At 73.3% G+C, this 26,515-nt stretch carries 31 protein-coding genes; 16 read left to right on the top strand and 15 right to left on the bottom strand.

Translation table 11 applies throughout. The features are described from left to right. The first annotated feature begins 155 nt into the window (after positions 1-155). Positions 156-1,268 (top strand): amidohydrolase family protein, encoded by a 1,113-nt coding sequence (locus tag ACFVSN_RS06800; protein ID WP_387594430.1) that lies wholly within the window; start codon positions 156-158, stop codon positions 1,266-1,268. A gap of 53 nt (positions 1,269-1,321) precedes the next feature. On the opposite strand, the gene ACFVSN_RS06805 is transcribed toward ACFVSN_RS06800, so the two are convergent. Further along, positions 1,322-1,519, bottom strand: coding sequence for a hypothetical protein (locus ACFVSN_RS06805; protein ID WP_387594428.1), 198 nt, complete (start codon positions 1,517-1,519; stop codon positions 1,322-1,324). A 201-nt stretch (positions 1,520-1,720) separates the two neighbouring features. Between ACFVSN_RS06805 and ACFVSN_RS06810 the strand changes: the two genes are divergently transcribed. The 3 genes from ACFVSN_RS06810 to ACFVSN_RS06820 all read left to right on the top strand — a co-directional run bounded on the left by ACFVSN_RS06810 (position 1,721) and on the right by ACFVSN_RS06820 (position 5,268). Beyond that, positions 1,721-2,566 (top strand): hypothetical protein, encoded by an 846-nt coding sequence (locus ACFVSN_RS06810; protein ID WP_387594426.1) that lies wholly within the window; start codon positions 1,721-1,723, stop codon positions 2,564-2,566. Next, positions 2,563-3,849: a hypothetical protein gene (locus ACFVSN_RS06815; protein WP_387594424.1), complete on the top strand. Its 1,287-nt coding sequence runs from the start codon at positions 2,563-2,565 to the stop codon at positions 3,847-3,849. Before ACFVSN_RS06810 ends, ACFVSN_RS06815 begins: the two co-directional genes overlap by 4 nt. A gap of 198 nt (positions 3,850-4,047) precedes the next feature. Then, positions 4,048-5,268 carry a glycosyltransferase gene (locus ACFVSN_RS06820; protein WP_387594423.1) on the top strand — a complete coding sequence of 407 codons (1,221 nt, stop codon included), beginning with the start codon at positions 4,048-4,050 and terminating at the stop codon, positions 5,266-5,268. Between the two features lie 13 nt (positions 5,269-5,281). Here the strand turns inward: ACFVSN_RS06820 and ACFVSN_RS06825 are convergent, their stop codons facing one another. From ACFVSN_RS06825 to ACFVSN_RS06850, 6 genes are all read right to left on the bottom strand, one after another. After that, positions 5,282-6,211 carry an alpha/beta fold hydrolase gene (locus ACFVSN_RS06825; RefSeq protein ID WP_387594421.1) on the bottom strand — a complete coding sequence of 310 codons (930 nt, stop codon included), beginning with the start codon at positions 6,209-6,211 and terminating at the stop codon, positions 5,282-5,284. Next, the gene (locus ACFVSN_RS06830; protein ID WP_387594419.1) at positions 6,208-6,450 is read right to left on the bottom strand and encodes an acyl carrier protein; all 243 of its coding nucleotides are present in this window, start codon (positions 6,448-6,450) and stop codon (positions 6,208-6,210) included. Before ACFVSN_RS06830 ends, ACFVSN_RS06825 begins: the two co-directional genes overlap by 4 nt. A 56-nt stretch (positions 6,451-6,506) precedes the next feature. Continuing rightward, on the bottom strand, positions 6,507-7,487 hold the full coding sequence (locus ACFVSN_RS06835; RefSeq protein WP_387594417.1) for a beta-ketoacyl-ACP synthase 3: 981 nt from the start codon (positions 7,485-7,487) through the stop codon (positions 6,507-6,509). Between the two features lie 106 nt (positions 7,488-7,593). Next, on the bottom strand, positions 7,594-8,484 hold the full coding sequence (locus tag ACFVSN_RS06840; RefSeq protein WP_387594415.1) for an alpha/beta fold hydrolase: 891 nt from the start codon (positions 8,482-8,484) through the stop codon (positions 7,594-7,596). 9 nt (positions 8,485-8,493) lie between these two features. Next, a complete protein-coding gene (locus ACFVSN_RS06845; RefSeq protein WP_387594413.1) occupies positions 8,494-8,802 on the bottom strand; it encodes an acyl carrier protein in 309 nt (102 codons plus the stop codon). After that, entirely contained in the window at positions 8,799-9,824 is a 1,026-nt protein-coding gene (locus ACFVSN_RS06850; RefSeq protein WP_387594412.1) for a beta-ketoacyl-ACP synthase 3, read from the bottom strand. The genes ACFVSN_RS06845 and ACFVSN_RS06850 overlap by 4 nt, the downstream gene beginning before the upstream one ends. A gap of 286 nt (positions 9,825-10,110) precedes the next feature. Between ACFVSN_RS06850 and ACFVSN_RS06855 the strand changes: the two genes are divergently transcribed. Beyond that, a complete protein-coding gene (locus ACFVSN_RS06855) occupies positions 10,111-11,376 on the top strand; it encodes a cytochrome P450 (protein WP_387594410.1) in 1,266 nt (421 codons plus the stop codon). Between the two features lie 61 nt (positions 11,377-11,437). Then, positions 11,438-11,926: a MarR family winged helix-turn-helix transcriptional regulator gene (locus tag ACFVSN_RS06860; protein WP_387594409.1), complete on the top strand. Its 489-nt coding sequence runs from the start codon at positions 11,438-11,440 to the stop codon at positions 11,924-11,926. Positions 11,927-11,950: 24 nt separating this feature from the next. Here ACFVSN_RS06860 and ACFVSN_RS06865 read toward each other — a convergent pair whose 3' ends face one another. Then, positions 11,951-12,358: a MerR family transcriptional regulator gene (locus ACFVSN_RS06865; protein ID WP_387594407.1), complete on the bottom strand. Its 408-nt coding sequence runs from the start codon at positions 12,356-12,358 to the stop codon at positions 11,951-11,953. Between the two features lie 81 nt (positions 12,359-12,439). On the opposite strand from ACFVSN_RS06865, the gene ACFVSN_RS06870 reads away from it, so the two are divergent. Then, positions 12,440-13,327 (top strand): NAD(P)-binding domain-containing protein, encoded by an 888-nt coding sequence (locus tag ACFVSN_RS06870; protein WP_387594406.1) that lies wholly within the window; start codon positions 12,440-12,442, stop codon positions 13,325-13,327. Between the two features lie 15 nt (positions 13,328-13,342). Here the strand turns inward: ACFVSN_RS06870 and ACFVSN_RS06875 are convergent, their stop codons facing one another. Further along, positions 13,343-14,146 carry a methyltransferase domain-containing protein gene (locus ACFVSN_RS06875; protein ID WP_387594404.1) on the bottom strand — a complete coding sequence of 268 codons (804 nt, stop codon included), beginning with the start codon at positions 14,144-14,146 and terminating at the stop codon, positions 13,343-13,345. Between the two features lie 23 nt (positions 14,147-14,169). After that, positions 14,170-14,493: a hypothetical protein gene (locus ACFVSN_RS06880; protein WP_387594402.1), complete on the bottom strand. Its 324-nt coding sequence runs from the start codon at positions 14,491-14,493 to the stop codon at positions 14,170-14,172. Between the two features lie 248 nt (positions 14,494-14,741). Here ACFVSN_RS06880 and ACFVSN_RS06885 point away from each other — a divergent pair, with 248 nt between their 5' ends. Both ACFVSN_RS06885 and ACFVSN_RS06890 read left to right on the top strand, forming a co-directional pair. Then, positions 14,742-15,206, top strand: a complete 465-nt coding sequence (locus tag ACFVSN_RS06885; protein WP_387594400.1) for a hypothetical protein — start codon at positions 14,742-14,744, stop codon at positions 15,204-15,206. Beyond that, positions 15,203-15,664: a hypothetical protein gene (locus ACFVSN_RS06890; protein ID WP_387594399.1), complete on the top strand. Its 462-nt coding sequence runs from the start codon at positions 15,203-15,205 to the stop codon at positions 15,662-15,664. The genes ACFVSN_RS06885 and ACFVSN_RS06890 overlap by 4 nt, the downstream gene beginning before the upstream one ends. Positions 15,665-15,742: 78 nt before the next feature. Here ACFVSN_RS06890 and ACFVSN_RS06895 read toward each other — a convergent pair whose 3' ends face one another. The 3 genes from ACFVSN_RS06895 to ACFVSN_RS06905 form a co-directional block, all read right to left on the bottom strand. Then, complete coding sequence (locus ACFVSN_RS06895) at positions 15,743-16,027, bottom strand: hypothetical protein (RefSeq protein ID WP_380490358.1); 285 nt, start codon at positions 16,025-16,027, stop codon at positions 15,743-15,745. Then, positions 16,024-16,158, bottom strand: a complete 135-nt coding sequence (locus ACFVSN_RS06900) for a hypothetical protein (protein WP_380490360.1) — start codon at positions 16,156-16,158, stop codon at positions 16,024-16,026. The genes ACFVSN_RS06895 and ACFVSN_RS06900 overlap by 4 nt, the downstream gene beginning before the upstream one ends. 379 nt (positions 16,159-16,537) lie before the next feature. Further along, positions 16,538-17,434, bottom strand: a complete 897-nt coding sequence (locus ACFVSN_RS06905; RefSeq protein ID WP_387594397.1) for a LysR substrate-binding domain-containing protein — start codon at positions 17,432-17,434, stop codon at positions 16,538-16,540. A 176-nt stretch (positions 17,435-17,610) separates the two neighbouring features. On the opposite strand from ACFVSN_RS06905, the gene ACFVSN_RS06910 reads away from it, so the two are divergent. The 3 genes from ACFVSN_RS06910 to ACFVSN_RS06920 are packed head-to-tail and all read left to right on the top strand — an operon-like array spanning position 17,611 to position 20,030. Then, positions 17,611-18,399, top strand: coding sequence for an alpha/beta fold hydrolase (locus tag ACFVSN_RS06910; RefSeq protein ID WP_387594395.1), 789 nt, complete (start codon positions 17,611-17,613; stop codon positions 18,397-18,399). 39 nt (positions 18,400-18,438) lie between these two features. Beyond that, entirely contained in the window at positions 18,439-19,122 is a 684-nt protein-coding gene (locus ACFVSN_RS06915) for a helix-turn-helix domain-containing protein (protein WP_387953813.1), read from the top strand. Further along, positions 19,119-20,030, top strand: coding sequence for an SDR family oxidoreductase (locus ACFVSN_RS06920; RefSeq protein ID WP_387594391.1), 912 nt, complete (start codon positions 19,119-19,121; stop codon positions 20,028-20,030). The genes ACFVSN_RS06915 and ACFVSN_RS06920 overlap by 4 nt, the downstream gene beginning before the upstream one ends. A 67-nt stretch (positions 20,031-20,097) precedes the next feature. On the opposite strand, the gene ACFVSN_RS06925 is transcribed toward ACFVSN_RS06920, so the two are convergent. Next, entirely contained in the window at positions 20,098-20,541 is a 444-nt protein-coding gene (locus ACFVSN_RS06925) for a nuclear transport factor 2 family protein (RefSeq protein ID WP_387594390.1), read from the bottom strand. A 109-nt stretch (positions 20,542-20,650) separates the two neighbouring features. Here ACFVSN_RS06925 and ACFVSN_RS06930 point away from each other — a divergent pair, with 109 nt between their 5' ends. Further along, the gene (locus ACFVSN_RS06930) at positions 20,651-21,220 is read left to right on the top strand and encodes a PadR family transcriptional regulator (protein WP_387594388.1); all 570 of its coding nucleotides are present in this window, start codon (positions 20,651-20,653) and stop codon (positions 21,218-21,220) included. A 21-nt stretch (positions 21,221-21,241) separates the two neighbouring features. Here the strand turns inward: ACFVSN_RS06930 and ACFVSN_RS06935 are convergent, their stop codons facing one another. After that, the gene (locus ACFVSN_RS06935; protein WP_387594386.1) at positions 21,242-22,123 is read right to left on the bottom strand and encodes an alpha/beta fold hydrolase; all 882 of its coding nucleotides are present in this window, start codon (positions 22,121-22,123) and stop codon (positions 21,242-21,244) included. Between the two features lie 102 nt (positions 22,124-22,225). Here ACFVSN_RS06935 and ACFVSN_RS06940 point away from each other — a divergent pair, with 102 nt between their 5' ends. The 3 genes from ACFVSN_RS06940 to ACFVSN_RS06950 all read left to right on the top strand — a co-directional run bounded on the left by ACFVSN_RS06940 (position 22,226) and on the right by ACFVSN_RS06950 (position 26,462). After that, positions 22,226-24,265 carry a BTAD domain-containing putative transcriptional regulator gene (locus ACFVSN_RS06940; RefSeq protein WP_387594385.1) on the top strand — a complete coding sequence of 680 codons (2,040 nt, stop codon included), beginning with the start codon at positions 22,226-22,228 and terminating at the stop codon, positions 24,263-24,265. Between the two features lie 176 nt (positions 24,266-24,441). Further along, positions 24,442-24,846: a nuclear transport factor 2 family protein gene (locus ACFVSN_RS06945; RefSeq protein WP_387594383.1), complete on the top strand. Its 405-nt coding sequence runs from the start codon at positions 24,442-24,444 to the stop codon at positions 24,844-24,846. A 143-nt stretch (positions 24,847-24,989) separates the two neighbouring features. Then, positions 24,990-26,462 (top strand): FAD-dependent monooxygenase, encoded by a 1,473-nt coding sequence (locus ACFVSN_RS06950; RefSeq protein ID WP_387594381.1) that lies wholly within the window; start codon positions 24,990-24,992, stop codon positions 26,460-26,462. Positions 26,463-26,515 lie beyond the last annotated feature (53 nt).

Genomic DNA, 26,515 nt, shown 5'->3' on the forward strand with positions numbered 1-26,515 from the left:
CCAACGGCCCCATCCCCGCACCCGTTCGAGCGGCCAGCCGCGCCGACACCTCTCCGGGCGCCACCGACCGACGAACCGTCGGGCGAACCTGGCCCCCCAGAGATGCTCTCCGAGTCGGCGCCCCGCGCCGACCGCTCGCCACGGGAGGCGCCCCCTTGAAGAACACCCTCCGGACCAACAGACCCCTGGCCGCCATCGCCGTCTCGGCCGCCGCGATGGCGGTCGTCGTCTCCCCGGCCGGGGCCGGCCAGGCCCTCGCGGCCCGCGCCTGCTTCGACCGCGCCAAGCAGCCCTACACCTCGGTGGTGGACAGCCACCTCCACTTCCGCCCCTTCGGCGGGCGGGCGATCCCCTTCGAGGAGATGACCGACTACCTGCGCAAGAGCGGCGTCCGCTACGCCAACATGTTCGGCATCGGACAGGTCCTGCCCGCCGACTCCGGCTGCGTGTACTACCTCGACTGCCCCGGCACGCCGGTGCGGCCCAGCATCCGCAACGACATCGCCAACGCCGAGAACTTCCGCGAGCAGCACCCGGACGACCCGCACCTCACGCTGTCGATGACCTTCATGGACCTGCACCACCCGGAGACCGTCCCCACCGGAATCGCGCTCTACGACCGCGAGTACCCGAAGATGTTCAAGTGGGCCGGCGAGGTCAACGTCGTCAAGCAGGCGCTGTTCGCCAACCAGGCCGAGTCGGCCGACAGCGACGACATCGCCAACTGGGGCCCGTTCATGCAGGTGTACCGGGAGCGCGGCATCCCGGTCACGTTCCACTCCGACCTCGGCAACGACGCGGAGCCGACCAAGTACCTGCACCTGATGGAGGAGATCCTCGACCGGTACCCGGGCAACAAGATCGTGTGGGCCCACATGGGACTCTCGAAGGAGCTCGCCACCCTCGACCCCGACGAGCACATCCGCATCCTCGACCGGCTCCTCGACGCCCACCCGAACCTGACGCTCGACCTCAGCTGGCGCGTCCTGGAGGACCTCTACTTCAGCCGCCCGGGCGTCCGCGAGAAGTACGCGGCCTTCCTCGACCGCCACCCCACCCGGGCGATCACCGGGACGGACTTCGTGGCCGCCCGGACCAAGGACTACGCGGTCTACGAGCAGGAACTGGAGGTCACGAGCCGGATCAACCGCGCGCTCGGCAACGAGGCCTTCCGGGACATCGCCCTCGGCCAGAACTACTTCGCCCTCCTGGGACTCAAGGACGAGGCCCCGCGCATCTGCCGCACCCGCCCGCGTTCCGACGCCTGACGGTCAGAGCCCCCACAGGCCCTTGTGCATCAGGTCCGTGGGGGCCACCGGGCTCAGCGCGCCGCGAGCAGGTACCCGAGGGCGGCGGCGGTCCCGGACGTGATCAGGCCGGACGCCAGGAGGTGGAGGCGGGCCGGCACCTCCAGCGTCAAGCGGATCCCTCCGACGCGGACGTCCAGGACCGGGCCGACGGGGTCGGGCCGGGTGACGGACTCCGACGAGGCCTGAGCTGGGATCTGGTCGTGCGACATGGTCGCGCTCCTGGCGGTGCGGTCGGGTCCGGCGGACCCGGTTCGTTTCGGGCATAGGTCGGGCGAACCGTCCGGACCCACGTGAGCGGCCCAAAAATCTTTTCCCGAAAGAATTGTGACGATGCGTGGGATCGTGCTCGTCCGCCGGCCTACAACGCCGACAGGAGCAGCGTGGTGCTGGGCCGCAACGCGGGAGGGTCGATGGTGCAGGTCGAGAGGAGCGGCGCTTCGCCGTACCCGGCACCGGCCAGAGAGCCCGCCCGCGCCCCGGCCGACTCGCTCGCGCGCCGGAAGGCGGACCAGGACCTCGTCGACCGGCTCGCCGCCGGCGGCTGGACCGGGCCCGACTACGTGCTGTTCGAAGCCGCGATGATAGCCACGGGCACGAAGGTGCTGCGGCACTGGATCGTCACAGAGCAGATCCACCACCGCTGTTTCGTCGCCGGCCGGCCCCTGGACACGGATGCCGGGACGCGGCGGGTCCTCCGCGAGCGGGTGGACGAGCGGGAGTCGCTGATCGGCGAGACGGTCGCCCTCGCCTGGACGCGGTTCCGGGAGAAGGCCTTGATCGAGGGCGGCTGGAGCTGCGCCGGCGGTGCCACGCTCGCCTCCTACTTCGTGGGCGCGGTCCTGCTGGCCTTCCCCGGCGCCCACCGACGCTGGTGCCGGGAGTTCGGGGCGGGTGCCGCCGTCGAAGTCCCGCTCGGCGACGCGCTGCCCGACATCGTGGACGGCGGGGAAGTGCAGCAGGACCGCGCCCACGACGACATCGTGCCCGACCTGGCGGCGTCCGAGACGGTGATCGCCGACCTCGGGCCGGACCTCACCCCCGATCAGTGCCGGATCCTCGCGGAGATCTTCCGCTGGCGCGCCCTGGGACTCACGGACAAGGAGATCGGGGCCCGCCTCGGACTCTCCGAGGGCGCGGTCTCCATGCGGGTCAAACGGCTTCGCGACCACCTCGGCCGCGGCCGGCAGCGCGGGCCCCGACAACCCGGCGAGCAGCAGGACCCCACCAACGAGGAACGGAGGAGGACGCACCCATGACCAATCCCATGCCCGAGGCCGTCACCGGCGACCTGATCCGTTGGGCCCTCACGATTCTCCGCACCGCGGGCACGAGCGACGCGGGCGTCTGGACGCGGGAGTTGGAGCGTGTCCGCCTGCCGTCGCGCGGAGGCGCGGAAGTGGACGTCGGCAGACTGAGCCCATCGCTGCGGGGCTTCCTGAGGACCCTGCGGGGATCCTCGATCGCGCCCGAACTCGATCCGGAGTCCATTGAGCCGGTGCTGGACCGGAACGTCTACGACTGGGATGACGCCGAGGAGGAGAGCCCGGTGGAGGAGCCCGTCCGCCGCGTCGTCGTGGTCGTGGACTGCGAGCGGTCCGGCATCCGCAACCACCGTGACCAGGAGTTCCGGGACGCGCGGTTCCGCGCGGTGACGGAGGCCTGCTCGCGGGTCGTCGGCTGGCAGGACTGCAGGGTCGAGCAGGGCGACGGGGTGATGGCCGTGCTGCCGAACGACGCGGACGGGGAGTCGATCGCCCGCTGGTTCCGCCTCGTGGCGGCCGGGCTGTCCCGGGAACACCGGCCGCGCTACCTGGCCGGCGTCCTGGGGACCCGGTCATCGGATCGACGCGTGCTCTGGGATCTGGGCCGGAAACTCGCTCTCCTCAGGTCGGTCCGGGACGAATTCGTGCACCGGAACGATCCCGGGCCGATCCTGGTGCTGCCCGAGTCCGTATGGGAAGCCCTGGCCGAACCGGACGGACGGGTGATGGGCGTCCGTCGGTGGCAGCAGGTCACGCCGTCCGGTACCACCGACCGGGCATGGGCCGCGCCCTGGTGGCCGACACCGGCCGGCAGGCCACCGGACGACGCCCTTCGGCGCGCAGCCCGTACCGCGCGGCAACTGGCCGGCGAGCTGACCCGGTCGCGGATCGGACACAAGACGAGGGCCGACCCGGCGTGGGAGCTGGACGAACTCGGGATGGCTGCCAAGCAGTTGTCGGCGGACCTGGCCAATCTGGCGCGCGCCGTGAGCGAGCCGGGCCAGAGGTCGCTCATGCGGGAGATCTTCCACCAGGCCTCCCATGCTGCGACGAAGTTGACCATGATGGCCGCGTTCGGCCGACGCAACCACGTGGGGAGCGCCGAGCGTCAGTTGTACATGGTGATGGTGCGCCTCTACGAGATCGTCGGGGACGACGACGAGGCGGAGCCGGTGCACGAACGCCCGTCCGGCCGGCCCGATCGGAGCCTGTTGCACCTCCGACAACCGGACCTGCGGGTGTCGGCGGCCGGCCGGAGTGTCCACGAGGGCCGCTGACCCACACGCCGCGTGGTCCCCCGCCCGAGCGCGCCGCGCGGCTGCTCGGCCTTCCCAGCGACGGCTCGCGGCGGCGCTCGTAACGCCAGTGGCGCGGCGCGCGTTGTGAGTGCGGACGTCTTGGCATGGTGACCACTGGTTCCGGGTTCCCGTTGCCGCCTGCCGTCCCCTTTCCCGACCCACGGAGGGCTGCCGGCCATGGATCGCAACCCCGCAATCGTCCTCAGCGCCCCGCGGCGCGTCGTGCTGGCCACCTGGGGCACGGCCGGCGACATCGCGCCCTACGCAGGACTGGCCGCGGGCCTGAAGAAGGCCGGGCACGATGTCGTGGTGGTGACGTCCGGCCGGCACGCGGCGACCTTCCACGGCCTGGCCCTCAAGGTCCGCGCCATGCCCCTCGATCGGCAGGAAGCGGAGATCGGGCAGCCGAGGGCGCGGCGCGCGCGCAGGGACAACGCCCGGGACATGGCCCTCATCGCGGCGGAACACCTGTTGGCGGCAGCGGGCGCGGGCGCCGACGTCCTTCTCGCGCATCCGCTACTGCACCCGCAGGCCGCCCTCGTCGGCCGCGGGCTGGACATTCCCTGCATCGGCGTCTACACCGTCTCCCACGCGATGATGCTCCCGCGGCTCGTGACCGGCGGTTCGCACGGGCGCTACCGTGCGACGGACGCGCTGGTCAGACTTGTCCTGAGTCCGATCTACCGGTCTGCCAACGGCTATCTGCGACGGGAGCTCAACCTCCCGCGCGGCAGGATGGAGGACCTACGGCTGCCGCTCTCCACCTGTGCCGTGCGGTACGGGTTCAGCGCGGCACTGATGCCGCGCGGGGTGCGGATTCCCGCCCCGCACCGGGTGGTGGGTGCCTGGCACCCGCAGCGGGCCGCGGGCTGGCGGCCCGACGCCCGGCTGGTGGACTTCCTCGACTCGGGACCTGCCCCCGTCTACTTCGGGTTCGGAAGCATGACCGGCATCGATGTCGAGCAGCTCGCCGACACCGTCACCACGGTTGTCCGGCGGCTCGGGGTGCGTGCCGTGGTCCAGGGCGGGTGGGCCGGTCTGGAGGCCCGGGGCGACGACGTCCTCAACATCGGGCCGTGCCCGCACGACTGGCTCCTGCCTCGGATGCGGGCGGCCGTGCACCATGCCGGGCCCGGCACCGTGCACGCCTGCCTGCGGGCCATGACTCCCGCGCTTCCGGTCCCCGTCGGATTGGACCAACCGTTCTGGTCGTCTCGGCTGCGGGCGCTGGGCCTCACCCCGGCGGTGATTCCGCAGCGGCGACTGAACGCCGACAATCTCGGCTGGGCCTTGGACCGGCTGCTGGAGGGACACGAGTACCGGGTCCGGACTCAGGAAATCGGTCGGCTGGTGGGGCGGCAAGACGGTACGGCGGCGCTCCTGGAGGAGCTCGGCTGACGCCGCTCGCGGGTCAGCGCAGGCGCTCGACGGTGCTGTGGGGCAGCGTGCCCAGGGACTCGCCGTGCAGGAAGAGGGTGATGGCGGCCGCGAAGTCGGCGTCACGTTCCAGGTGGAGGAGGTGGTCGGCGTGCTGCATCACGAGGAAGGTGCAGTCGGCGATGGTGACGGCCACGGCGCGGTTGTCCTCGACGGTGGTGGCCGTGTCGTTCTCGCCGACACCGACGAGGGCGGGGATGCCGGCGAGTCCGCCGGGGGGCAGCGGGTCGCTCAGGAGGAGGGAGCCGCGATCGACGACGTAGCGGATCAGGGGGTCTTGGGGGGAAGCGGCGAGCTGGTCGAGCATGACGCGTGCGGCGGCCTTGACGAGCAGGTGGTCTTCGGCTGCCCGGGTGTTGGTCAGGACGTCCACGAGCCGGGCTGCGGTGCGGCGTTGGCTACCGGTCGTGGCGGGAGGCGGTGCCGTGGCCTCGCGGCGCAGTCCTTCCCTGATGAGCGCGGCGAGCCGGGGGCCGGGTCGAGGGGCGGCGCCGAAGAGCATGAGTCGCGTGACACGGTCGGGGTGCTGCTGGGCGAGCCGGTAGCCGACGGGGTAGCCGGATGAGACGGCGAGGACGGCGAACCGTCCGATGCGGAGCTGGTCGGCGGCTGCCAGGGCGGCCTGGGTGAGGTCGTCCCAGGTGAGGTTCGTCCGGGCCTGGTCGGGTGAGCGCGCGGGGGGCAGGTCGGGGATGAGGACCCGGTGGCGGGGGCAGAGGCGGCGTTCCAGTCGGGCCCAGGAATGGCGGCTCTGGAGGCCTCCGCCGAGTACCAGCAGTGGCTCGCACGACGTGGGAGCCCGGGGTGTGAGGACGCGGCAGGGGTAGGGGGCCGGCGGCCAGGCGATGTGGTGGTCGTGGACGTGGGTTTCGGTCGGGTGCGGTGCGAGGGCCTGCCCGGTCATGCGGTGGCCGCCTGGTGGCGGTCGATGAAGGCCGCGAGTTCGGCGACCGTGGAGTTGGCCGACAGGTCGGTCTCGGTGATCACGATGCCGTGGTCGTCCTCCAGGATCATGGCGAGGACGGCGATGGCCATGGAGTCCACGCCTGCTTCGGCCAACGTGGCCGTGGGCGTGATGGCGACCGCGGGGAGTCCGGCCTTCTGTGTCAGGGTGTCGATGACGATCCGCAGCATGTCGCTCATGGATTCTCCGTGGATGGTCGGGCGCCGGTCGGCTGGACGGTGTGGTGGCCCGGGGATCAGAGGCCGGGCACGAGTCCCGGGGGCCAGACGGCGGTGGTCGCGGCCCAGGACAGTCCGCTGCCGAAGGCCACCAGCAGGACGCGGTGGCCTTCCTTCAGCGTGCCGTCGCCGGCCGTCTGGGCGAGCAGGATCGGCAGCGACGCGGCGGCGGTGTTGCCGACCGTCTCGATGTTGGAGGGCATGGCGGCACGGGGGAGGTCGAGTGCCGCGGCCAGAGCGGTGGTGATCGCGGCGTTGGCCTGGTGGGCGAGGAACACGTCCACGTCCGCCGGGCGCCAGCCGGCGGCCTCGGCGGCACCGGTGGCGGCGGCCTTCATGCGGCGCACCGCGTTGCGCAGTACTTCGGTGCCCCGCATCTGAAGGTAGAGGTCGGCTCCGGCAGGGTGGCGGGAGGCACGTTGGCGGGCTCCGCCCGCCGGAATGGCGATGGCGTCCGCGAGGGTGCCGTCGCTGCCCCAGACGGTCGGGCCGAGCGTGGGTTCCTGGCCGGGGCGGGCACGCCGCAGCACGACGGCACCGGATCCGTCGCCGAAGATGGGGGCGGTGGCAGCGTCCGTGGGGTTGACCATCGTCGAGGTGCTCTCGGCTGCGATCACCAGGACGGTGTCGGCCGTCTCGGCGGCGATGAGGCCCTTGGCCAGTTCGCAGGCGTAGAGGAAGCCGGAGCAGCCTGCGTTGATGTCGAAGGCGGGTGTGCCGGTCATGCCGAGGGCGCTGGCTACTTCAGGGGCTCCGGCGGGGCAGAGCCGGTCGGGGGTGGTGGTGGCCAGGATGACTGCGTCGGCGGTGTGGATGCCGGCGGAGGCGAGGGCACGGGTCCCTGCTTCCGTTGCGAGGTGGGCGGTGGCGTGGCCGTCGGTGATGCGGTGCCGCCGGGCGATGCCGATTCGACGCCGGACGAACGCGTCCATGCCGGGTGCCATCAGGTCCGTGTTGTGGACGATGGTCGGCGGCAGCCAGCATCCCAGTCCTGCCACGACGGTGTGTGTCACATTGCCCCGATCGGTGTTCTGGTTCCGAGTCGTCCGGTGGCCGGCGCCGGCCGTGCCCGTCGGCCGCTCTCGTCGGCGGTGCGGGCAGGACTCAGCGGCCTGCCCGCGGCCTCGCGGTGATGGCCGGTTCGACGAGGTAGTCGCAGTCGTCGAGGGGGCTGCCGGTGAAGAAACGCATGACGAGGTCGCTGGCCTCCTCGCGGCGCTGCATGAACACCCAGTGGTCGGCCTCGGCGATAGCGGCGAAGGTGCAGTCCTCGATGGTCGCCGCGAACTCGCGCTGCTCCTCCAGGGAACTGATGGTGTCGTGTTCACCGCAGAAGACGAGGGTGGGTACCCCGGTCAGTCCGCCGTCGGGGTCGAGGTTTTCCAGGACGGAGCGTTCCATCGTCTCGAATCCGTGGGCGCTGGCGGTGACCCCGCGCAAGGTCATGCGCTTGACGAGCTGCCGTACGACGTCACGGTTCCTGATGGTGGCCTCGGCGTCGGAGCACAGGAACATCTCGGCGAGCACATCGACGAACCCGTTGGCATCGCCGCCGAGCATCCGCTGGGCTCCGCGCATCCACAGGTCGGTGAGTTTGTCGCTGATGCGGACGGGGACGCCGCCGAGGACCAGCTTGGCGATCCGATCCGGTCGGCGTTGTGCGCAGCGGAAGGCGATGGCGGAGCCGAAGGAGTAGCCGAGGAAGTTGACCCGGTCGTGTCCCAGGTCGTCGATGATGGCCTCGGTGGCCCGGCACATGGTCTCCATGCTCTGCTCGGGACGCAGGGGGGTGGACTCGCCCGCGCCGGGCAGGTCCACGGAGATGAGGCTGGCGTGGGGCAGGACATGGCGCTCCATGATGGACCAGCCGTGCATGCCCTGGAGCACTCCCCCGATGACGAAGACCGGGTCGGTGGACGGGTTTTCGGCATGGACGACCTGGTAGGAGAACGAGAGTCCGTCCATGCACAGGGTTCGGGTGATCGCTTCGGTCACGGCTCTCCCTCACGCGGTGGTCAGGGGCGGGACGGTCGGGCCGAGGGTGTCCGTGCTCTGCCGCGGGCCACCGATGCCTTCCAGCGCGGCGGTGACGAGGCCGGCCGTCTGCTGGAGGGTCATCCCCCCGTGTGCCCACGAGTCGTCCAGGTGGATGCCGTAGTGGTCGGAGAGCGTCACGAACATCTCGACCTGGGCGATGGAGTCCAGCTCGAGGCTTTCGAACGTCCGCTCAGCGGTGAGTTCGTCGACCGACAGGTCGAAGGCCCTCGCCAGGTAGGTGCGGATGTGGTCAAGGGGGTGCTGCGAGGTGCTCATCGGTGTCCTTCGGTGGAGGATTTGATGTCGGGCCAGGTCAGGGCGACCGCTCCCCACACGGCTCCGCCGCCGAAGGCGGTCAGCAGGGTCCTGGCTCCGCACGGGACGGCCCCGCCGGCGACGAGGTCGTGCATGACCAGCGGGATCGAGGCGGAGGAGGTGTTGCCGACCTCGCGGATGTTGGCGAAGCGGCTCGCCGCGGGTACACCGACCAGGTCTGCGACCTTGTCGAGGATGCGCTGGTTGGCCTGGTGCCCGATGAACGCTCCGAGCGAATCGACCGGCCAGTTCAGTCTGTCCAGCAGCTGCCTGGACACTTCGGTCATGCGGCGCACCGCGTGGGCGAACATGTCCGGGCCGAGCATCCGCAGACAGCGGTCGGCGGGGTCGGCCAGGCCTTCGCGGTCGGGCCTGCGGGAGCCGCCCGCGTTGACGACCGCGAGGTCGTGGCGCGTGCCGTCGCTCCCCAGGAGCACGCCCTGGATCGCGCCGGGCTCGTCCATTCGGCCGGCGCGGAGGACTGCGGCTGCGGCGCCGTCCGCGAAGACGACTGCCGTGCCGCGGTCCGAGGGATCGGTGATCGTCGACAGGGTCTCCGCCGCCACGACCAGGACGCACTGCGCGGCCTTCGATGTGATCCAGGCGTCCGCGGCGGCCAGGCCGTAGGTGAATCCCGAGCACGCGGCGGCGACGTCGAAGGCCGCCACGGTGCCCAGCCCGAGCTGAGCGGCGACCCAGGGCGCGGTCGCCGGGGAGTGGTGGTCGGGGGTGGTCGTCGTGAGGACCACGAGGTCGACCGCGGGATCGCCGGCGCTGCGCAGCGCGGCCCGTCCGGCCCGCACGGCCAGATCCCCGGTGCTCGTCCCGGGCTCCACCCACCGCCTGCGCTCGATACCCGTCCGACTGCGGATCCATTCCGCGGAGGTGTCCAACCCGGACAGCGGAGGGTCGTCGTTGCCGATGATGCGCGGTGGCAAAAAGGACCCGACTCCGGACACCACGGATGCCAGATGGGACGCCATACAGCTCCTCACAACGGCAGCGGCTCACTCGTCCTTGTCCGCGCGTCGACGTTTCCGCGCACAGAATAACCGAGGGGCAGTGCATTCACGCCGAAGACGCATGTCAAATATTCTTGAAGTCGCCGGCCCGGCACCACCATTCGCATTTTCGATAATTATTAGTTTCCGTCAGGATTATTATCCAGCGGCGCGCAAGGAATGTTGATGCAGGATCCCTCCCGCTGCCCCGACCGGCGGTACCCTCGCTCAGTCGCACCTCAGTCGGGTACCGCGCTCTGAAGGAACCGTGCACACCGAATTGGACGAAGAGCAGACACTCGACGGGCCACAACACGAAGCCGACCCCCACGCGTTCTACGAGCGGATGCGGGAGGAGACACCGGTCCGCCGCGTGGTCTTTCCCGGCGGGCTCAAGGTCTGGCTCGTCACACGCTACGACGACGCCCGGGCCGTACTGTCCGACCCGCGATTCTCCAAGGACGTCGAGAACGCCCGGAAGGCCATCAAGAACAGCACAACCTCGAATGCGGGAATCGCCGCACTCGCCATGGAACTCGTCTCCCACATGCTGAATTCCGATCCCCCGGACCACACCAGGCTGCGCGGACTCGTCAACAAGGTGTTCACCGCCCGGGCCGTCGATCGCCTCAAGCCCGGCATCGAAACCCTCGCCCACCAGTTGCTGGACACCATGGCCGACCGGCCCCGGGCCGACCTCATGCGCGACTACGCCTACCCGCTGCCGATGGGCGTCCTCTGCGAGCTACTGGGTGTTCCCCTGCCCGACCGCGAACAAGTCCACCACTGGGCCGCGGCAGGCAACTCCAACGATCCCGCCCGTGTCATGCAGGCCCTGCCCTCCCTCCTCGCATACCTGCGGGAACTCATCGACGAGAAGCGGCGCGCGCCGGGCGAGGACCTGCTCACCGATCTCGTCCGGACCAGTGACGACTCGGGCGGACTCACCCCGCAGGAACTGGTCTCGACAACCTTCCTGCTCATGGTCGCCGGCCACGAGACCACCGTGAACCTCATCGGCAACGGCACCCTCGCCCTGCTCCGTCACCCCCTGCAGCTCGAGGCCCTGCGCGCCGACCGCTCCCTGATGCCCGCAGCGATCGAAGAGCTCCTTCGGTACGAAGGCCCCGTCAACACGGCCTCGTTGCGGTACACCACCGAACCCGTCGAGATCGGCGATGTCCTCATCCCGGCCCACCACACCGTCGCCGTCGCCCTCACCTCGGCCAACCGCGACGCCCGCCAGTTCCCCGACCCGACCCGTCTCGACATCACCCGGTCCACCGTCGGACACGTCGCCTTCGGACACGGTATCCACTACTGCGTCGGTGCCCGCCTGGCACGCGTGGAAGCAGAGATCGCCTTCACCGCACTCCTCGACCGCTTCCCCCACCTCCGCCCGGCCTGCGACCCCGATCACCTGCCGTGGCACGGAACCATGTTCCACGGCCTTCGGTCCCTCCCGGTCCACCTCACCAGCGCCCGCTTCAGCGAGGACTCAGGCCCCCACAGCCCATCTCGGCCGCACCTATAGGGCCTGACAGCACGCCGCGAATCGTAACAGTGCTTATATAAGTGCTGTTACGATCTGCGTCATGACCGACGACCCCACCCTCCAGAGCCTCTGGCGCCCCCTCCGGCTCCTCCAGGCGTCGATGGACGCGGACATCGGCCGGGTCTACGCCGACGCGCGGATCGACGGGCTCAAGCCGACCTTCGTCATGGAGCTCCTGCGGCTGCACACCCACGGGCCGATGACCATCACCGAGCTGGCCGAGTCGGTCGGGCGGACGCACTCCGCGCTCAGTCAGAAGGTCGCCGCGATGCGCGCGGCGGGCTGGGTGCGGACCGTCCCGGGCGATGACGCGCGCAGCAAGAAGGTGACGCTCACCGACGAGGCCCGCGCGATCACCGGTCGGCTGGCGGCGGAGCGGCGGGCCACCGAGGCGGCGCTGGCCGAGATCGAGGCCGAGATCCCGTACCCGCTGAGCCGGGTGGTCGCCGACGTCGAGCGGGCGCTGGAGCGCCGGAGCTTCCACGACCGGATCGCCGAGAAGCTCGCGGAGGGCCCGGCATGGGACTGAGCGGCGCCTGGTGAGCGTGGTTACTCAGGCGCGCGACGGAGAAGCGTTCGACGCTCCGCGCCGGCGGATCGCCTCGCTCGGCGCGTCCGCACCCATGATCTCGTCCAGCAGGGCGCGGGCAGCGGCGAGCGCGTCCATCTGCCGGGTGATCCGGGCGCGTTCGCGGGCCAGGCCCGCCAGCAGTTCCGGGCAGGTCGGGCCGGGGCGGCGGCGGCCCGGGAGCGGCAGGCCCGGCAGGATCTCGGCGATCGCGGCGCTGTTGAGTCCGGCGGCGAGGAGGGTTCGGATGCCGTGGACGGCGTCCACGTCCCGCTCGCCGTACTCGCGGTAGCCGCTGGGGCGGCGCTCGGGGGTGAGCAGCCCCTGCTCCTCGTAGTAGCGCAGGGCGCGCGGCGTGACGCCGGTCCGCCGGGCGAGCTCTCCGATCCGCATCGCGGGCACCTCCTGAGGACGGGACGGGCGCCGCGTCCCGGCTTGACTCTGACGTCGGCGTGAAGGTCTAGCGTAACCGGCATGCCGAACGAACGATCTTCCTCAACCACCCCTGCCCGCACCGCCGTTGCCGTACTGGGCCTGGGCCCGATGGGCCGGGCCCTCGCCGGGGCGCTGCTGGCCGCCGGGCACCCGACCACCGTGTGGAACCGCACGCCGGGCCGGGACGCCGACCTGCTCGCCCGCGGTGCGCGGTCGGCCGCGAGCGCCGCCGAGGCGGTGGCCGGCTCCCCCCTCGTCCTGCTCTGCGTCCGCGACCAGCCGGCCGGCCGGGCCGTCCTGGACACCACCGCGGCGGCGCTGCGCGGCCGGACCCTCGTCAACGCCACCTCGATCGCGCCCGACGACGCCCGCGCCAACGCCACCGACGCCCGTGACTACCGTCTGCTCGACGCCGCGATCCTCACGCCCACCCCGACGATCGGCAGCCCCCGGGGCACGATCCTGCTCAGCGGCGACCCCGAGGCCTTCGCCCAGCACCGGGAGACGCTCCGGGCCCTCGGCACCGTGCGCCACGTCGGCACGGACCCCGGACGGGCGGCGGCCTTCGACGCGGCCCTGCTGGACCTGTTCTGGACCACCGTGCACGGGTACGTCCACGCCCTCGCGCTCGCCCGCGCCGAGGGCATCAGCGGCGCCGAACTCGCGCCGTACGCCCAGGGCTTGCCACTCCTGCTCCCCCCGCTGATCGATGACTTCGCCCGGCGCGCCGATGACCGCCGGCACCCGGGCGACCGCAGCAGCGTGGCCTCCGCCGCGGCCGGTCTGGCGCACGTCGCCCACACGGCCCGCGCCCGGGGCCTGGACACCGCCGTCCTGGACGCCGCGCTCGCCCTCACCCGCCGGGCGGCGGAGGCGGGCCACGGGCCGGACGGGGTGTCCGCGCTGGTCGACCTGCTCGCCGCCTGAGAACCGGACGGAACGTCAGACGCGGCGGCCCCAGGCCGAGATCAGCGGGGCGGTGGCCAGGTCGAGCTTCCCGCTCTCGACCGCCGCGAGGTGCCGGTCGATCTCCTCGTCCGTCGCGAGGCCCTTCTCGACCAGGAGGCCCCGGACGTGCCGCACCGTCGAGGCCTCCAGCACGGCGCACGCGGGCGAGGTGATCGGGAAGTACGCGTCCGCCTGCACGTCGGCGAGCCCGGCCTCGCGCAGCACGCGCGGCAGGGTGCGCCCGTAGGCGAGGTCGGCGCCGCGCGAGGCCATCAGCTCGCGGAAGCCGTTGCGCAGCCGGTTGGCGAGCCGCTGCTCGGGGCCGGACTCGTCGGGGCAGATCAGCGGCATGAGCGCGGGGTCGGCGTCCTCCAGGAGGAGCCGGCCGCCGGGGCGCAGCGCCCCGACCATGCGGCGCAGCGCCTCGGCGCGGTCGGGGACGTGGACGAGGACGAGCCGGGCGTGCACGAGGTCGAACTCGCCGGGCGGCGGCGGGTCGGCGACGACGTCGTGGGTGAGCACCTCGATCGTGCCGTCGGCGATGCCGCTCGTCCACGAGGCGTCGATGTCGGTGGCGACCACCATCCCGGTCGGCCCGACGCGCTCCGCCAGCCCGAGCGGAACGGACGGGCCGCCGGCGCCGACCTCCCAGACCCGCATGCCCGGGCCGAGGCCGATCCGGTCGACGTGCCCGAACGTCACCGGGTTGAAGATCTCGGCGAGGGCGTCGAAGCGGACGCCGGCCTCCGCCCGCCGGTTGTCGAGGAGGTAGCCGCGGTCTTCGTCGTGATCAGCCATGCGCCGATTCTCGCAGAGGACGGTCACAGGCCGCGGATGGCCTCCCCCAGGTCGGGGCCGTAGGAGGACCAGCAGGAGATCGAGCCGTCGGAGTCCAGGTCCCCCATGTACCAGTCGTCGCCGGCCTTCACGAGGCAGAGGCCGTGGAAGGAGATGATGATGCTCGGCCGGAGGGTCTCGTGGTCGGCGCGGCCGTGCACCTCGACGACGACGAGCCGGGCGAGGGAGAGCAGTTCGGCGTCAGAGTCCCCCGAGGCGGTGCGGATGCGCTCGATCGTCCAGCCCTCGGGCAGTCCTTCGTCGGAGCCGTCGTTCGCCGACGCGCGGTCGTACCGGGGTCTGCTCACGGCCGGCCGCCCGCCGCGACCCGGGCCCGGCCCTCGGCCAGCACCTCGCGCGACACCCCTCCGAAGGCCACCACCGCGATGTCCGTGCTCATCTCCGCCATCCTCCTGCCACTCGGTGGACCCCGCCCAACAGCACCCCCTACGCTGCGCGCCCGCCACTCCCACCACAAGAGGCCAACGGCCCCATCGCGGCGGGTAGGCCGATTTCCGTTGCACGACGGCGCCATCCGTCCCCATACTCGGGCGCGATGAAGGGGACGACGGACATCGAAGGGCTGCGGGCCGCGGCCGCGCGCCTCGCCGGCGGCGTGGTGGAGCAGGTGCGGGTGCCGCTCGACGGGGGCGGCCGGTTCGGGCTGCAGGTCCGGCTGACGCGGCTGCTGGACGACGGGAGGAGACAGGTCCGGCGCCGGTGGCTGGCGGTCCACGCACCGGCCTGGCGGCTGGACCGGCCGGACGGCGTCGTGGCCGCGTCGGGGGACCGTGAGCGGCGGCTGGCCGAGGACCTCGCCGTGCTGACCGGCCGCGCGATCACCGGCGTGCACGTCCTGGCACCCGGGTGGGACACGCTCTTCCGTTTCGGGGAGCTGGAGTTGACGGTCTTCCCGCTGCGCCACCACACGCCCTCGGCGGCCCCGGACTGGACGTTCCGCAGGCCGTCCGGCGGTCGGCTCGTCGTCGGCCCGGGGGCGCGCTGGGAGATGACGGCGTGAAGGCGGTCGTCGGCGTCGCCGAGGCCCACCGGCGAATCGGCCCGCTGCTCGGGCGGCCCGCGTGGGACGTGCGGCGGGGCATGGGCAGCTTCGTCACCATGGAGTTCGGCCGGCCACAGCCGCCCGACCGGTTCGGCCGCGTCTACGGGGAGTACCACCTGTGGATCCAGATGGCCGCGTGGCGGCTGGAGACGGACGACCGGGTTGTCGTCGGCTCCGAGGACCCCGGGCTCGGCGAAGCGCTGGCCGGGCTGGAGGGCCGGGCACTCACGGAGGTCGTGATCCGGCCGCCCGCGCTGGCGACCCGGTTCGACTTCGGCGGACTGCGGCTGGAGACGTTCCCGATGTACCGCAGCGACCCCGAGGACGGGGAGTTCGACCACTGGTCGCTGTGGCTGAACCCCGGCGAAGTGCTGGTGGCCGGCTCGGAGTTGACGGTCGAGCCGGCCGGGGGATGAGCCGTCCCGGCCGGGGGCTGAGCGGTCCCGGCCGGACCGGTCCGGCCGGGACCTCGGCTCCGACGGTGAATCCGTCGATCAGCCGCACGCCTCCAGCAGGATGACGCCGGTGACCAGCACCCAGAAGACCAGCAGCCCCCACACCGCCGGGCTCGGGCGGGTGGAGCGCAGGAGTGAGAGGGCGACGCCCACGGCGATCGTGAGCAGGCCGGCGGCCCCGATCGTCCAGGCCACCGGCACGAGTTCGGGCCGCTGGGCGTCCCGGGCGGCGAGGCGGACGGCCAGCGCGGGGACGGCCAGTATGGCGCCGACGTGGGCGACGAGGTCGGGGAGGGCGAGGAGGGGGCGCTCGGGTTCGGTCACGGCGGGTCCGTTCGGGGCGGGGCGCTGTCGCGCAGCAGGACGAGTCCGGCCGGGCCTGGCGCGTCGGGCAGGTGGACGGCACCGCGCAGCACGTGGGCGGTGCCCTCGTCGGTGAAGGGCTGGTCGAGCAAACCGGCGTCGCCCGTGGCCCGGTCCAGCCAGTGCGGCCGGCCGAGCCGGTGGACGTCGCGGGCGGGAGAGGCCGGCCGCCGTCCGCAAGAGGGTGAGGGGGTATGCCATGGGGTGGTTCCAGCCTTGGATTTCAGGGCGGATGCCGGGTGGGGACCCTGGGAATCGGCACCGAATCCTAGAAAACGCACTCGGCGTTCTCCAGGCGACGAAGCACCCCGGGAGGCACGCTCCGGGCTCTTGACCGGGGCCGCCGGAGGCCCGTGCGCAGCCGGGCGATCGCTACCCGGGGTCCGTACCGCGCCGGGTGCGCCCGCGACTACCCCGTTTCGCCGCGCTCGTGCCAAGGGGAACTCCACTCCCCCGCTACTCCGCTCCCCGCTACCCCGCTACGTCGCGGCACGCGTCGAGGAGCGGTGTGACCGTGCGGGCCGGCGCGTCGGGCCGGACGGCGAGGTAGGTCGGCATGGCCGGGGCGTCCGGGCCGGCGAGGGGGCGGAAGACGGTACGGATCGTCGGGAGCACCTCGGCCTGGGTCGCGTAGAAGACCGTCCAGTGGCCGCCGCCCGCGCCGATCGCGGCCAGGGTGTCCTGGTCGGTGGTGAACGCCGGGCCGAGCACCGGCTCGAACCCGGCGGCGCGGCACGCGTAGAGGACCAGGTCGACGAGGTGTGGGTTGGCCTCGCGCGGGGCGATCCGCAGCGGCATCCCGGCCAGGTCGGCGAGGCGGACGGTCTCGCGCGCGGCGAGCGCGTGCCCGGCCGGCAGCGCCACGACGAACCGTTCCCGCCAGACCGGCACCAGCTCCAGCCCGGGACTGCGGGTCACCCCGCGGACGAACGCCGCGTCGAGCCCGCCGTCGCGCACGCGCTGGAGGCGGTCCGCCGGTGCGGCGCTGACGAGTTCGACGGCGAGGTCCGGCGCCCGGCGCTCCAGCGCCGCCAGCAGCCGTTCGAGCCGGGCGCCGAGGCCGACGTTGGTGCCGATGCGCAGCGCGGCGGCCCCGCCCGCGTTCTCGGCCCGGTGCGCCGCGATCGCGTCCAGCGCGGCCTGTTCGGCGGCGACGACGGCCCTGGCCCGGTCGACGAGGACGCTGCCGGCCGGGGTCAGCGTCACGCTCCGCGTCGTGCGGTCGAACAGGTCGACGCCCAACTCCCGCTCCAGGCGCCGGATCTGCTGGCTCACCGCGGACTGCACGATGTGCATGCGCTCGGCGGCGCGGCCGAAGTGCAGCTCCTCGGCGACCGCGAGGAAGTACCGGATCTGACGCAGTTCCACCCGAGAGCCCCCACCTCGACGATCACCCCGACGATCGCCCCGACGATTCATCACGGCGATTCATCACGATCACCGATGAGTGTAGGCGCGGAACGCTCCTTGGTCGCGGCCGGCCCGGTTGGTGTGATGGTCCTGCGCCATCGCACCGGCGGTGGACCGGACTTGAGGAGCACGTCATGCCGTTCGCGCGGATCAACGGGATCGAACTGCACTACGAGGACCACGGCACCGGCCGCCCGCTGCTGTTCCTGCACGGCTGGGGCTCCAGCGGCCGCGTCTGGGGCGCCCAGGTCGCCGGCCTGGCCGCGGACCACCGCACGGTGACCGTCGACTGGCGGGGCTGCGGCCGCTCGGACCACCCGGCCGAGGGCAACCACGTCGCCGGGAACGTCGCCGACGTGCTCGCGCTCGTCGACCACCTCGGCCTCGACCGGCCCGTGCTGGTGGGCAGTTCGATCGGCGCCACCTTCGCCCTGGAGGCCGCGCTGGCCGCGCCCGGGCTCATCGGGGGCGTCGTCTCGGTGGACGGCCCCGCCCACTGGCCCAGCCAGGGCATGGCCCCGCAGCTCAACGCCCTGCTGGCCGGCCTCGCCGAGGACCGCGCCGGCACCGTCGCCGCCTGGGTCCCCAACTGGTTCGGCCCGGCGAGCGGTCCGGCCGTCGCCGACTGGACGGTGCGCCAGCTCCTCGACTCGGGCGTCTTCATCGACGCCCTCTTCACCGAGGCCCTGACCTACGACCCGCGCCCGGCCCTCCGCGGCCTCGCCGTGCCCGCCGCGTTCGTCCACGGGCGCCTCGACACCGAGATCCCGGTCGAGGTGTCGCGGACGCTCGCCGACCTCGCCCCGCACGGCGAGCTCCACGTCATCGAGGACGCCGCCCACATGCCGCACCAGGAACGCCCGGGCGCCTTCAACGCGCTTCTGCGCAGCATCGTCGCCCGGATGGCGCCCGTCCCGGCGTGACGGGGACGGTCGGCCGCGCGACGGCCCCGCAGGCAACGGTTGCCCCGCACCCGTCGGCGCGCTTTAATAAATGAACGAGCATTTATTAAAGGCGAGGAGTGCGCGATGGCCGGCCGCCCCCGGGGAGTCGACGACGCCGTGATCCTGCGGGCCGCCGCCGAGGTGATGGGGCGGGTGGGGCCCCCGGGGCTGACGCTGGCCGCCGTGGCGAGCGAGGTGGGCCTGGTGCCCGGCACCCTCGTCCAGCGGTTCGGCTCCAAACGGGGGCTCCTGGTGGCGCTCGCGCGGCAGTCGGCGAACGACGTCGCCGAACTGCCCGCCCGGGTGCGGGAGCGGCACGACTCGGCGCTCGCCGCGCTGACCGCCCTGCTGGTGGAGTCGACGGCGCCGATGGCCACGCCCGAGACCTTCGCCAACCACCTGGCGTTCCTGTGCCTGGACCTCACCGACCCGGAGCTCCACGAGCACGCCCTCGCCGTGCACCTGGCGCAGCGCCGGGCCATCGAGGCCCTGCTGGCGGAGGCGGCCGGAGCCGGCGAACTCACCCCCGGGACGGACGTGTCCGCCCTCGCCGGATCGGTGCAGGCGAGCGCCGTCGGCACGGGCCTGAACTGGGCACTCGACCGCGAGGGGACGCTCCCCGAGCGGCTGCGGCAGGAAGTCGACGCCCTCCTGCTCCCGTACACGACAGCCCGCCGCACCCGAGTCACGGAGGAATCATGACGATCGACAGCCGGCCGCTGGCCGGACGCGTGGCCCTGGTCGCCGGCGGCACCCGGGGCGGGGGCCGGGGCATCGCCGTCGAGCTCGGCGCCGCCGGGGCGACGGTGTACGTCACCGGCCGCAGCACGACCGGCACCCGCTCGGACCTGGACCGCCCGGAGACCATCGAGGAGACCGCCGAACGCGTCACCGCGGCGGGCGGCCTGGGCGTCCCCGTCCGCACCGACCACAGCCGCCCGGACGAAGTCGCGGCCCTGGTCGAGCGGATCGCCGCCGAGCAGGACGGCCGGCTCGACGTCCTGGTCAACTCCGTCTGGGGCGGCGATCCGCTCGTCGACTGGGAACACCCGCTCTGGGAGCAGGACGTGGAGACGGGCCTGCGGCTGCTGCGCCAGGCGGTGGAGACCCACGTGATCACCAGCCGGTTCGCGCTCCCGCTGATGGTCGCGCGCAAGCGCGGCCTCGTCGTGGAGGTCACCGACGGCAACACCGCCCGCTACCGGGGCTCGTTCTTCTACGACCTCGCCAAGTCCGCGGTGATCCGGCTCGCCGTCGCCCAGGCCGCCGAGCTCAAGCCGCACGGCGTCGCGGCCGTGGCCCTCACCCCCGGGTTCCTGCGCTCGGAGGCCGTGCTGGACCACTTCGGCGTCACCGAGGCGACCTGGCGCGACGGCGTGGCGGCGGACCCGCACTTCGCCCGCTCCGAGACCCCGGCGTACCTCGGCCGGGCGGTGGCGGCCCTGGCCACGGACCCGGACGTCATGGCCAAGTCCGGCCGGGCGCTGGCGACGTGGGGCCTGTACCGGGAGTACGGGTTCACCGACGCCGACGGCACGCAGCCGGACTGGGCGGCACACTGGGCCGCGAACCTGGAGGCCGAGCACGGGCCGCTCGGCGAGCCGCTCTGACAGCGGGCAACGGCCGCCGTCACTGCGCGGGCGCCGTCACTGCACGGCTGCCACTGCACGGCTGCCGTTACTGCGCGGCCGCCGGGACGAGGCCGTCGGCGACGAGGCCCGCGAAGACCGCCTGCCCGAGCGCCTGAGCGGCCGACAGCGGACGGACCATCACCGTGAACTCCTTGATCCGGCCGTCCTCGGCGAAGTGCAGCAGGTCGATGCCGTGGATCTGCTTGCCGCCGACCGTGGCCCGGAACAGCAGGACGGACGTGTCCGCCTCGGTGCCGTCGGCGCTGGTCTCCGCGGTGCCGGTGTGGTCGCCGACGTAGCGGAAGTCCTCGAGGGTGCGCAGCAGGACCCCGAACAGGCCCAGCACCATCGGCTTCCCCTCGAAGGGAACGAACTTGACCGGGCTGTAGAAGCGGATGTCGTCGGTGAACAGGTCGTCCAGAGCGGCGGCGTCGCGGTTCTCGACGGCGGCGCGGAAGCGGTCGGCGGTGGTGGCTGCAGTGGCGGTCACGGTGCACTCTCCCGAGGACTGGCGGTACTCATGAATGTGAGTAGTCACTTTCATGAGTACCATGGGCGGCGGGTCCGGCAACAGGGGCGATCCGAAGGGAACCCGACCGATGGCACTACGGCACGCCGTCCTGGCCGCGCTGCTCGACGGCGAGGCCAGCGGCTACGAACTGGCCAAGACCTTCGACCTCGGCGTGGCGAACTTCTGGTACGCCCAGCCCCAGCAGCTCTACGCCGAGCTGACCCGCCTGGAGAAGGACGGCCTGATCAGCGGCCGCGAGATCGTCCAGGACAATCGGCCCAACAAGCGGGTCTTCCGCGTCACCGACACGGGCCTCGCCGAACTCGACGACTTCGCCGCCGCCTCCGCCAAGCCCTCCTTCGTCCGCGACGACCTCATGGTCAAGGTCCGCACCGTCGACCACGTCGACCCCGCGACCCTCATCGCCCGGCTGGCGGAGCGCGCGGCCTTCGCCCAGGCCAAGGTCGACCTGTTCGAACGCATGCTGCGCACCATGCGCGGCGACCTCCCGGAGGACGACTTCCTGCGCGACGGCGAGCGCATCGGCCCCTACCTCACCTGCCTGCGCGGCCTCGCCTTCGAACGGGGCAACCGCGACTGGTGCCACACCACGATCGCCACCCTGCGCGCCCGCGAGGCCACCCGCGCCCGCCGCTGACGGCCTCACCACGTCCGGCGCTCAGCGCCGCAGGAGGTCCCGTACGGCGGCGGTGACCCGGGCCGGGTCCTCCTCGGCCATGAAGTGGCCGCAGTCGACCGTGGTGTGGACGAGATCGGGGGCCCACGCGCGCCACAGGGCGGCGGCGTCGAAGCCGAGCGCCGCGCCCCAGTCCTGCTGCAGGACGCTCACGGGCATGCGCAGCCGGCTGCCCGCCGCCCGGTCGGCGGTGTCGTGGGCGACGTCGATCCCGGCCGAGGCGCGGTAGTCCGCCACGATCGACGGGACGGCCTCCCGGCAGGCCGCCAGGTACGCGGCCCGGACCTCCTCGGGAATGGCGGCGGGATCGCGCGACCACGCGTCGAGGAAGTGCCCGAAGAACGCATCGGCCGACGCGGCGATCATCCGCTCCGGCAGGCCCGGCTGCTGGGCCATCAGGTAGAGGTGGAAGCCGACGGCGGCGGAGGTGCCGCGCATGACGTCCCACGTGTCGAGCAGCGGCAGGACGTCCAGCGAGGCGAGGTGGGTGACGCGGTCCGGGTGGTCGAGGGCGGCGCGGAAGGCGACGAGCGCGCCGCGGTCGTGGCCGACGAGCGCGAACCGCTCGTGCCCGAGGGCCCGGGCGAGGGCCACCACGTCCGCGGCCATCGTGCGCTTGGCATAGGCGCTGCCGTCGGCTGTCTCGGCGGGCTTGTCGCTGGCGCCGTAGCCGCGCAGGTCGGGGCAGATCACGGTGTGGCCTGCGGCCAGGTCCGCGGCCACGTGCCGCCACATGAGGTGGGTCTGCGGGAAGCCGTGCAGCAGCACGACGGGCGTGCCGGAACCGCCGACGGCCGCGAACAGGCGGACGTCCTCGGCGACCTCGACGCGGTGGTGCTCGAAGCCGGGAATGGTCTGCGTCATGAGAACTCGTCCTCTCGTGCGGTGACTGGGTACGGGACGAGCCTCCCGCGCCCGAATCAGCGGACGATCAGCACGCACCGGGCGGGTACCGTGGACCCCGGGATGGAAGACGTGACGCAGGTGCGGTTCGGCGTCCTCGGGCCGCTGACGGCGCAGGACGCCGACGGTGCGTCGCTCGACCTCAAGGGCCCCCGCCACCGGGCCGTCCTCGCCCGGCTCATCGTCGCCCGGCGGCGCGTCGTGCCCGTCGCCCGGCTCGTCGACGACCTGTGGGACGAACCGCCCGCGGGCGCCGTCGGCGCCGTCCAGACCTTCGTCGGCGCGCTGCGCCGCGCCCTCGAACCCGGCCGGCCCCCGCGCGCGCCCGCCCGCCTCCTGGTGACCGACGGCCCCGGGTACGCGCTGCGGGCCGCGCCCGACGCGGTCGACGCGTGGCGCTTCGAGGCGACCGTGGAGAGGGCCCCGGCGCTGCCGCCGGCCGAGGCCGTGGCACAGCTGGAGCAGGCGCTGGCGCTGTGGCGCGGCCCCGCGTACGCGGAGGCGGGCGGGGCGCGGGCGGGCGGGGCGCAGGCGGGCGGGGCCGAGTGGGCCCGCGCCGACCGGGCCCGGCTCGCCGAGCTGCGGCTCCAGGCCGTCGAGCGGCGGGCCGGGGCGCTGCTCGCGCTCGGGCGGGCGGCGCGGGCCGTCCCCGACCTGCGGGCGCACCTCACCGACCACCCGTGGCGCGAGGAGGCCTGGCGGCTCCTCGCGCTCGCCCAGTACCGGGCGGGCAGCCAGGGGGAGGCACTGGAGGTGCTGCGGGAGGCGCGGTCGGTGCTGGCCGGGCGCCTCGGGCTGGACCCGGGGGCGGGACTGCGGCGGCTGGAGGCGGACATCCTGGCGCAGGCGCCGGAGCTGGACGGGGGTGGCGAGCGCGGCAGAGCTGGCACGACCAGCACGCCCGGGACCGCCACCCCCGTCGAAGCCGCCGCCCACGTCTGGGCGCGCGCCGCCGAGGCGTACGACCGTACGCTCGCCGCCACCGCGCGGGCGCGGCTGGAGGGCACCGTCGGGCTGATGCGCAACCTGGCCGTCACCGGCGGGGAGGGGCTGCGGACGGCGGCACGGCACCGCGTGGAGGCGATCGCGGCGGCCGAGGAGTTCGGCGATCCGGAGCTGACGGCCCGCGTGATCGGCGCCTACGACGTGCCGGCCGTCTGGACCCGCAGTGACGAACCGCCGCTGGCCGCCCGGGTCGTCGCCGCGGCCGAACGCGCCCTGGCCGCCCTGCCCGCCGGCGCCGAGGCGGCGCGCTGCCGCCTGCTCGCCACGATCGCCCTGGAGATGCGCGGCACGCGCGAGGAGCGCGGGCCGGAGGCGGCCCGCGAGGCCGAGGACCTCGCCCGGCGCCTCGGCGATCCGACGCTCCTCGCGTTCGCGCTCAACGGCCGCTTCATGCAGTCCTGCCACAGTGCCGGGCAGGCGCCTGAGCGCGACGCGATCGGCGCCGAGCTGGTGGGCCTGGCCACCCGCCACGGGCTGGTGACCTTCGAGGTGCTCGGCCACCTCGTCCGCCTGCAATCCGCCTGCGCGCCGGCCGACTTCACCGCCGCCGACGCCCATGCCGCCGCAGCCGACCGGCTCGCCGAGCGCCATGAGCTCCCGCTCGTCGGCGTGTTCACCGAGTGGTACGCCGCCCTGCGGCTCGCCGCCCACGGCCACACCCGCGAGGCCGAATCCGCCTACCGCGCCGCCGCCGAACGCCTCGACGGCGCGGGCATGCCCGGCCTCCGGCAGGGCCTCCTCCCCCTCGCCCTCCTCTGCCTGCGCCTCTCCGAAGGCGTCGCCGTCCCGCCCGTCGACCTTGCCGAGGACTGGGGCCCGTACCGCCCGTGGGCCGAGCCCTTCGCCCACCTCGCCACCGGCCACCGGGGCCGCGCCCGCGCCGCCCTCCGCGCCCTCCCCGAGCCGCCGGCCGACCTCCTCTACGAGGCGCTCTGCTGCCTGGAAGCCGCCCTCGCCCAGGAGTTGGACGACCAGCCGGTCCTCTCCCGCGCACGCTCACGCCTCCGATCCGCCGCCGGGGAACTCGCCGGAGCGGGCAGTGGACTACTCACGCTCGGTCCGGTCGCCCGCTATCTCGACACGCCGACAGACCGGTAGAGGCACCGGCACCGACGACATCACGTCGTCGCGCTCCGTGGCATTGCATCGCGTTCCGTCAGGTTTCTCCACCCGCCCAGATTTACGTGCGCGGCGCACGCAGTCTGTAGTACGGTGCACATGCGTGCTCAGCGCACGCACTTTTCCAGCGAATCGCGCACCCCGAGGGGACCGTCATGACCACCGCCAGCACCCGCACCGACGCACGCTCCGCCCTCACCGACCTGCTCCTCACCCCGGGACTCGACCTCGACGAGGCCGCCGACCGGCACTTCGCCCCCGACTACCGCCAGCGCACCGACGGAGCGTGGGCGGACCGCACCGAGTTCCTCGCCCACATCGCCCACCTGCGCACGGTCGTGGCCGGCGGCTCGGTCGACGTCCACGACGAGCTCATCTCCGGCGACCGCTACGCCGACCGCCACACCATGACCATCACCAAGACCGACGGTTCCACCGTCCGCATCGAGGTCTACCTCTTCGCCGAGTTCGCCCCCGACGGCCGCTTCCGCCGCATCGAGGAGACCACCCTCATGCTCGAAGGCGCCGACGCCGACCGGAACCTCGGCAGCGCCCGCTGAGCCGCAGCGCCCGCCCGACGCCACGACGCCGCCGCCGTCCCCGCCGCCGTCCTCACCGCCGCGGATCGGCCGCTGATCGGCGCGCGGCCGTCATGGCGCACCGTCCCGAAGCATCATGCCGATTGTGAGAGGAAGTACTTGTCATGCTCGACGTGCTCATCGCCGGGGCCGGCCCGGTCGGGCTCTGGCTCGCCGCGGAGTTGCGCCTGCACGGGGTGGAGGTGGTCGTCGTGGAACGCCGGGCGGCACCGGACGGACGGTCGCGCGCGGTCGGCATGCAGGCCGGCACGCTGGACACCTTCGCCACCCGCGGCCTCGCGCAGCGGTTCATCGAACGCGGCACACCGGTGCCGACCGGCCACTTCGGCGCGGCGACCACCCGGCTGGACTTCTCCACGGTCGGGGCGGTGCACCCCTTCATGCTGGCGCTCGGTCAGTCCGTCACCGAGCGGCTCCTGGAGGAGCACGCGGTCGCCGTGGGCGCCCGCGTGCTGCGCGGACAGGAGGTCGTCTCGCTCACCCAGGGGCCGGACGCCGTCGAGGCGGTGATCCGGGCCGACGGCACCCACCGGACCGTGCGGGCCCGCTGGGTGGTGGGCTGCGACGGCACCCGCAGCGCGGTGCGCCGGGCGGCCGCCGTCGAATTCCCCGGTCAGGACACCACCATGACCGGGTGGCTCGCCGACGTCGAACTCGACGACCCGCCCGCCGCGCCGCTCGGCGCCACCGGGCCGGCCGGTTCGTTCCTGGCGGCCCCGATCGGCGACGGCGTCCACCGACTGGCAGGACTGTCCACGGCCACCATGCACCTCGGCGCCGGCGAACCGCTGACCCTGGAGGAGGTGCGCGAGCAGACCCGCGTCCTGCTGGGGCGGGACCTCGGCATCCGCAACCCGCGGTGGCTCTCTCGCTACGGCAACGCCACCCGCCAGGCCACGCGGTACCGGGCCGGACGGGTGCTGGTGGCCGGGGACGCGGCGCACATGTTCTTCCCGGCCGGCGGGCAGGGCATGAACCTCGGCATCCAGGACGCCACCAACCTGGGCTGGAAGCTGGCCGCCACCCTCCAGGGCCGGGCACCCGACGGACTGCTCGACAGCTACGACACGGAGCGCCGGCCGGCCGCCCGCGCCGTCATCGACAACACCCGCGCGCAGCTCGCCCTGTTCGCGGCGGCGAGCCCGGAACAGATCGCGCTGCGCGAGGTCTGGTCCGCCGCGCTCGCCGAACCCCGGACCAACCACCAGTGGGCCCGACGGATCGCCGGCTTCGACGACCCGATCCCCGCCGGCACCGTGCCCGGCGCGCACCCGCTGACCGGCACCCGGCTGGCCGGCCTCGCCCTGGCGGCGGCCGACGCACCCACCGCCCACCCGCTGATGCACCACGGCCGACCGCTCCTGCTGGACCTCGACGGGACGCGGACACCATGTCCCGCGGACGGCCTGGAGCAGCGGGCCGCCACCGTCGACACCGAGGCGGCGCACCCGATCTGGCGGGACGTGAGCGCCGTCCTCATCCGTCCGGACGCCCGGATCGCCTGGGCCGGAACCGACGCCGACCCGCAGCGCCGGGCCGCGGAGTGCGTCACCGCCCTGCGCACCCTGTGCCGCTGAACGCCGCAAGACGGCAGCGGGCGCTGTGCACCCGCTGCCGCTTCGTACCGCTC

Source organism: Kitasatospora sp. NPDC057904 (assembly GCF_042887925.1).
Classification (GTDB): Bacteria; Actinomycetota; Actinomycetes; order Streptomycetales; family Streptomycetaceae; genus Kitasatospora.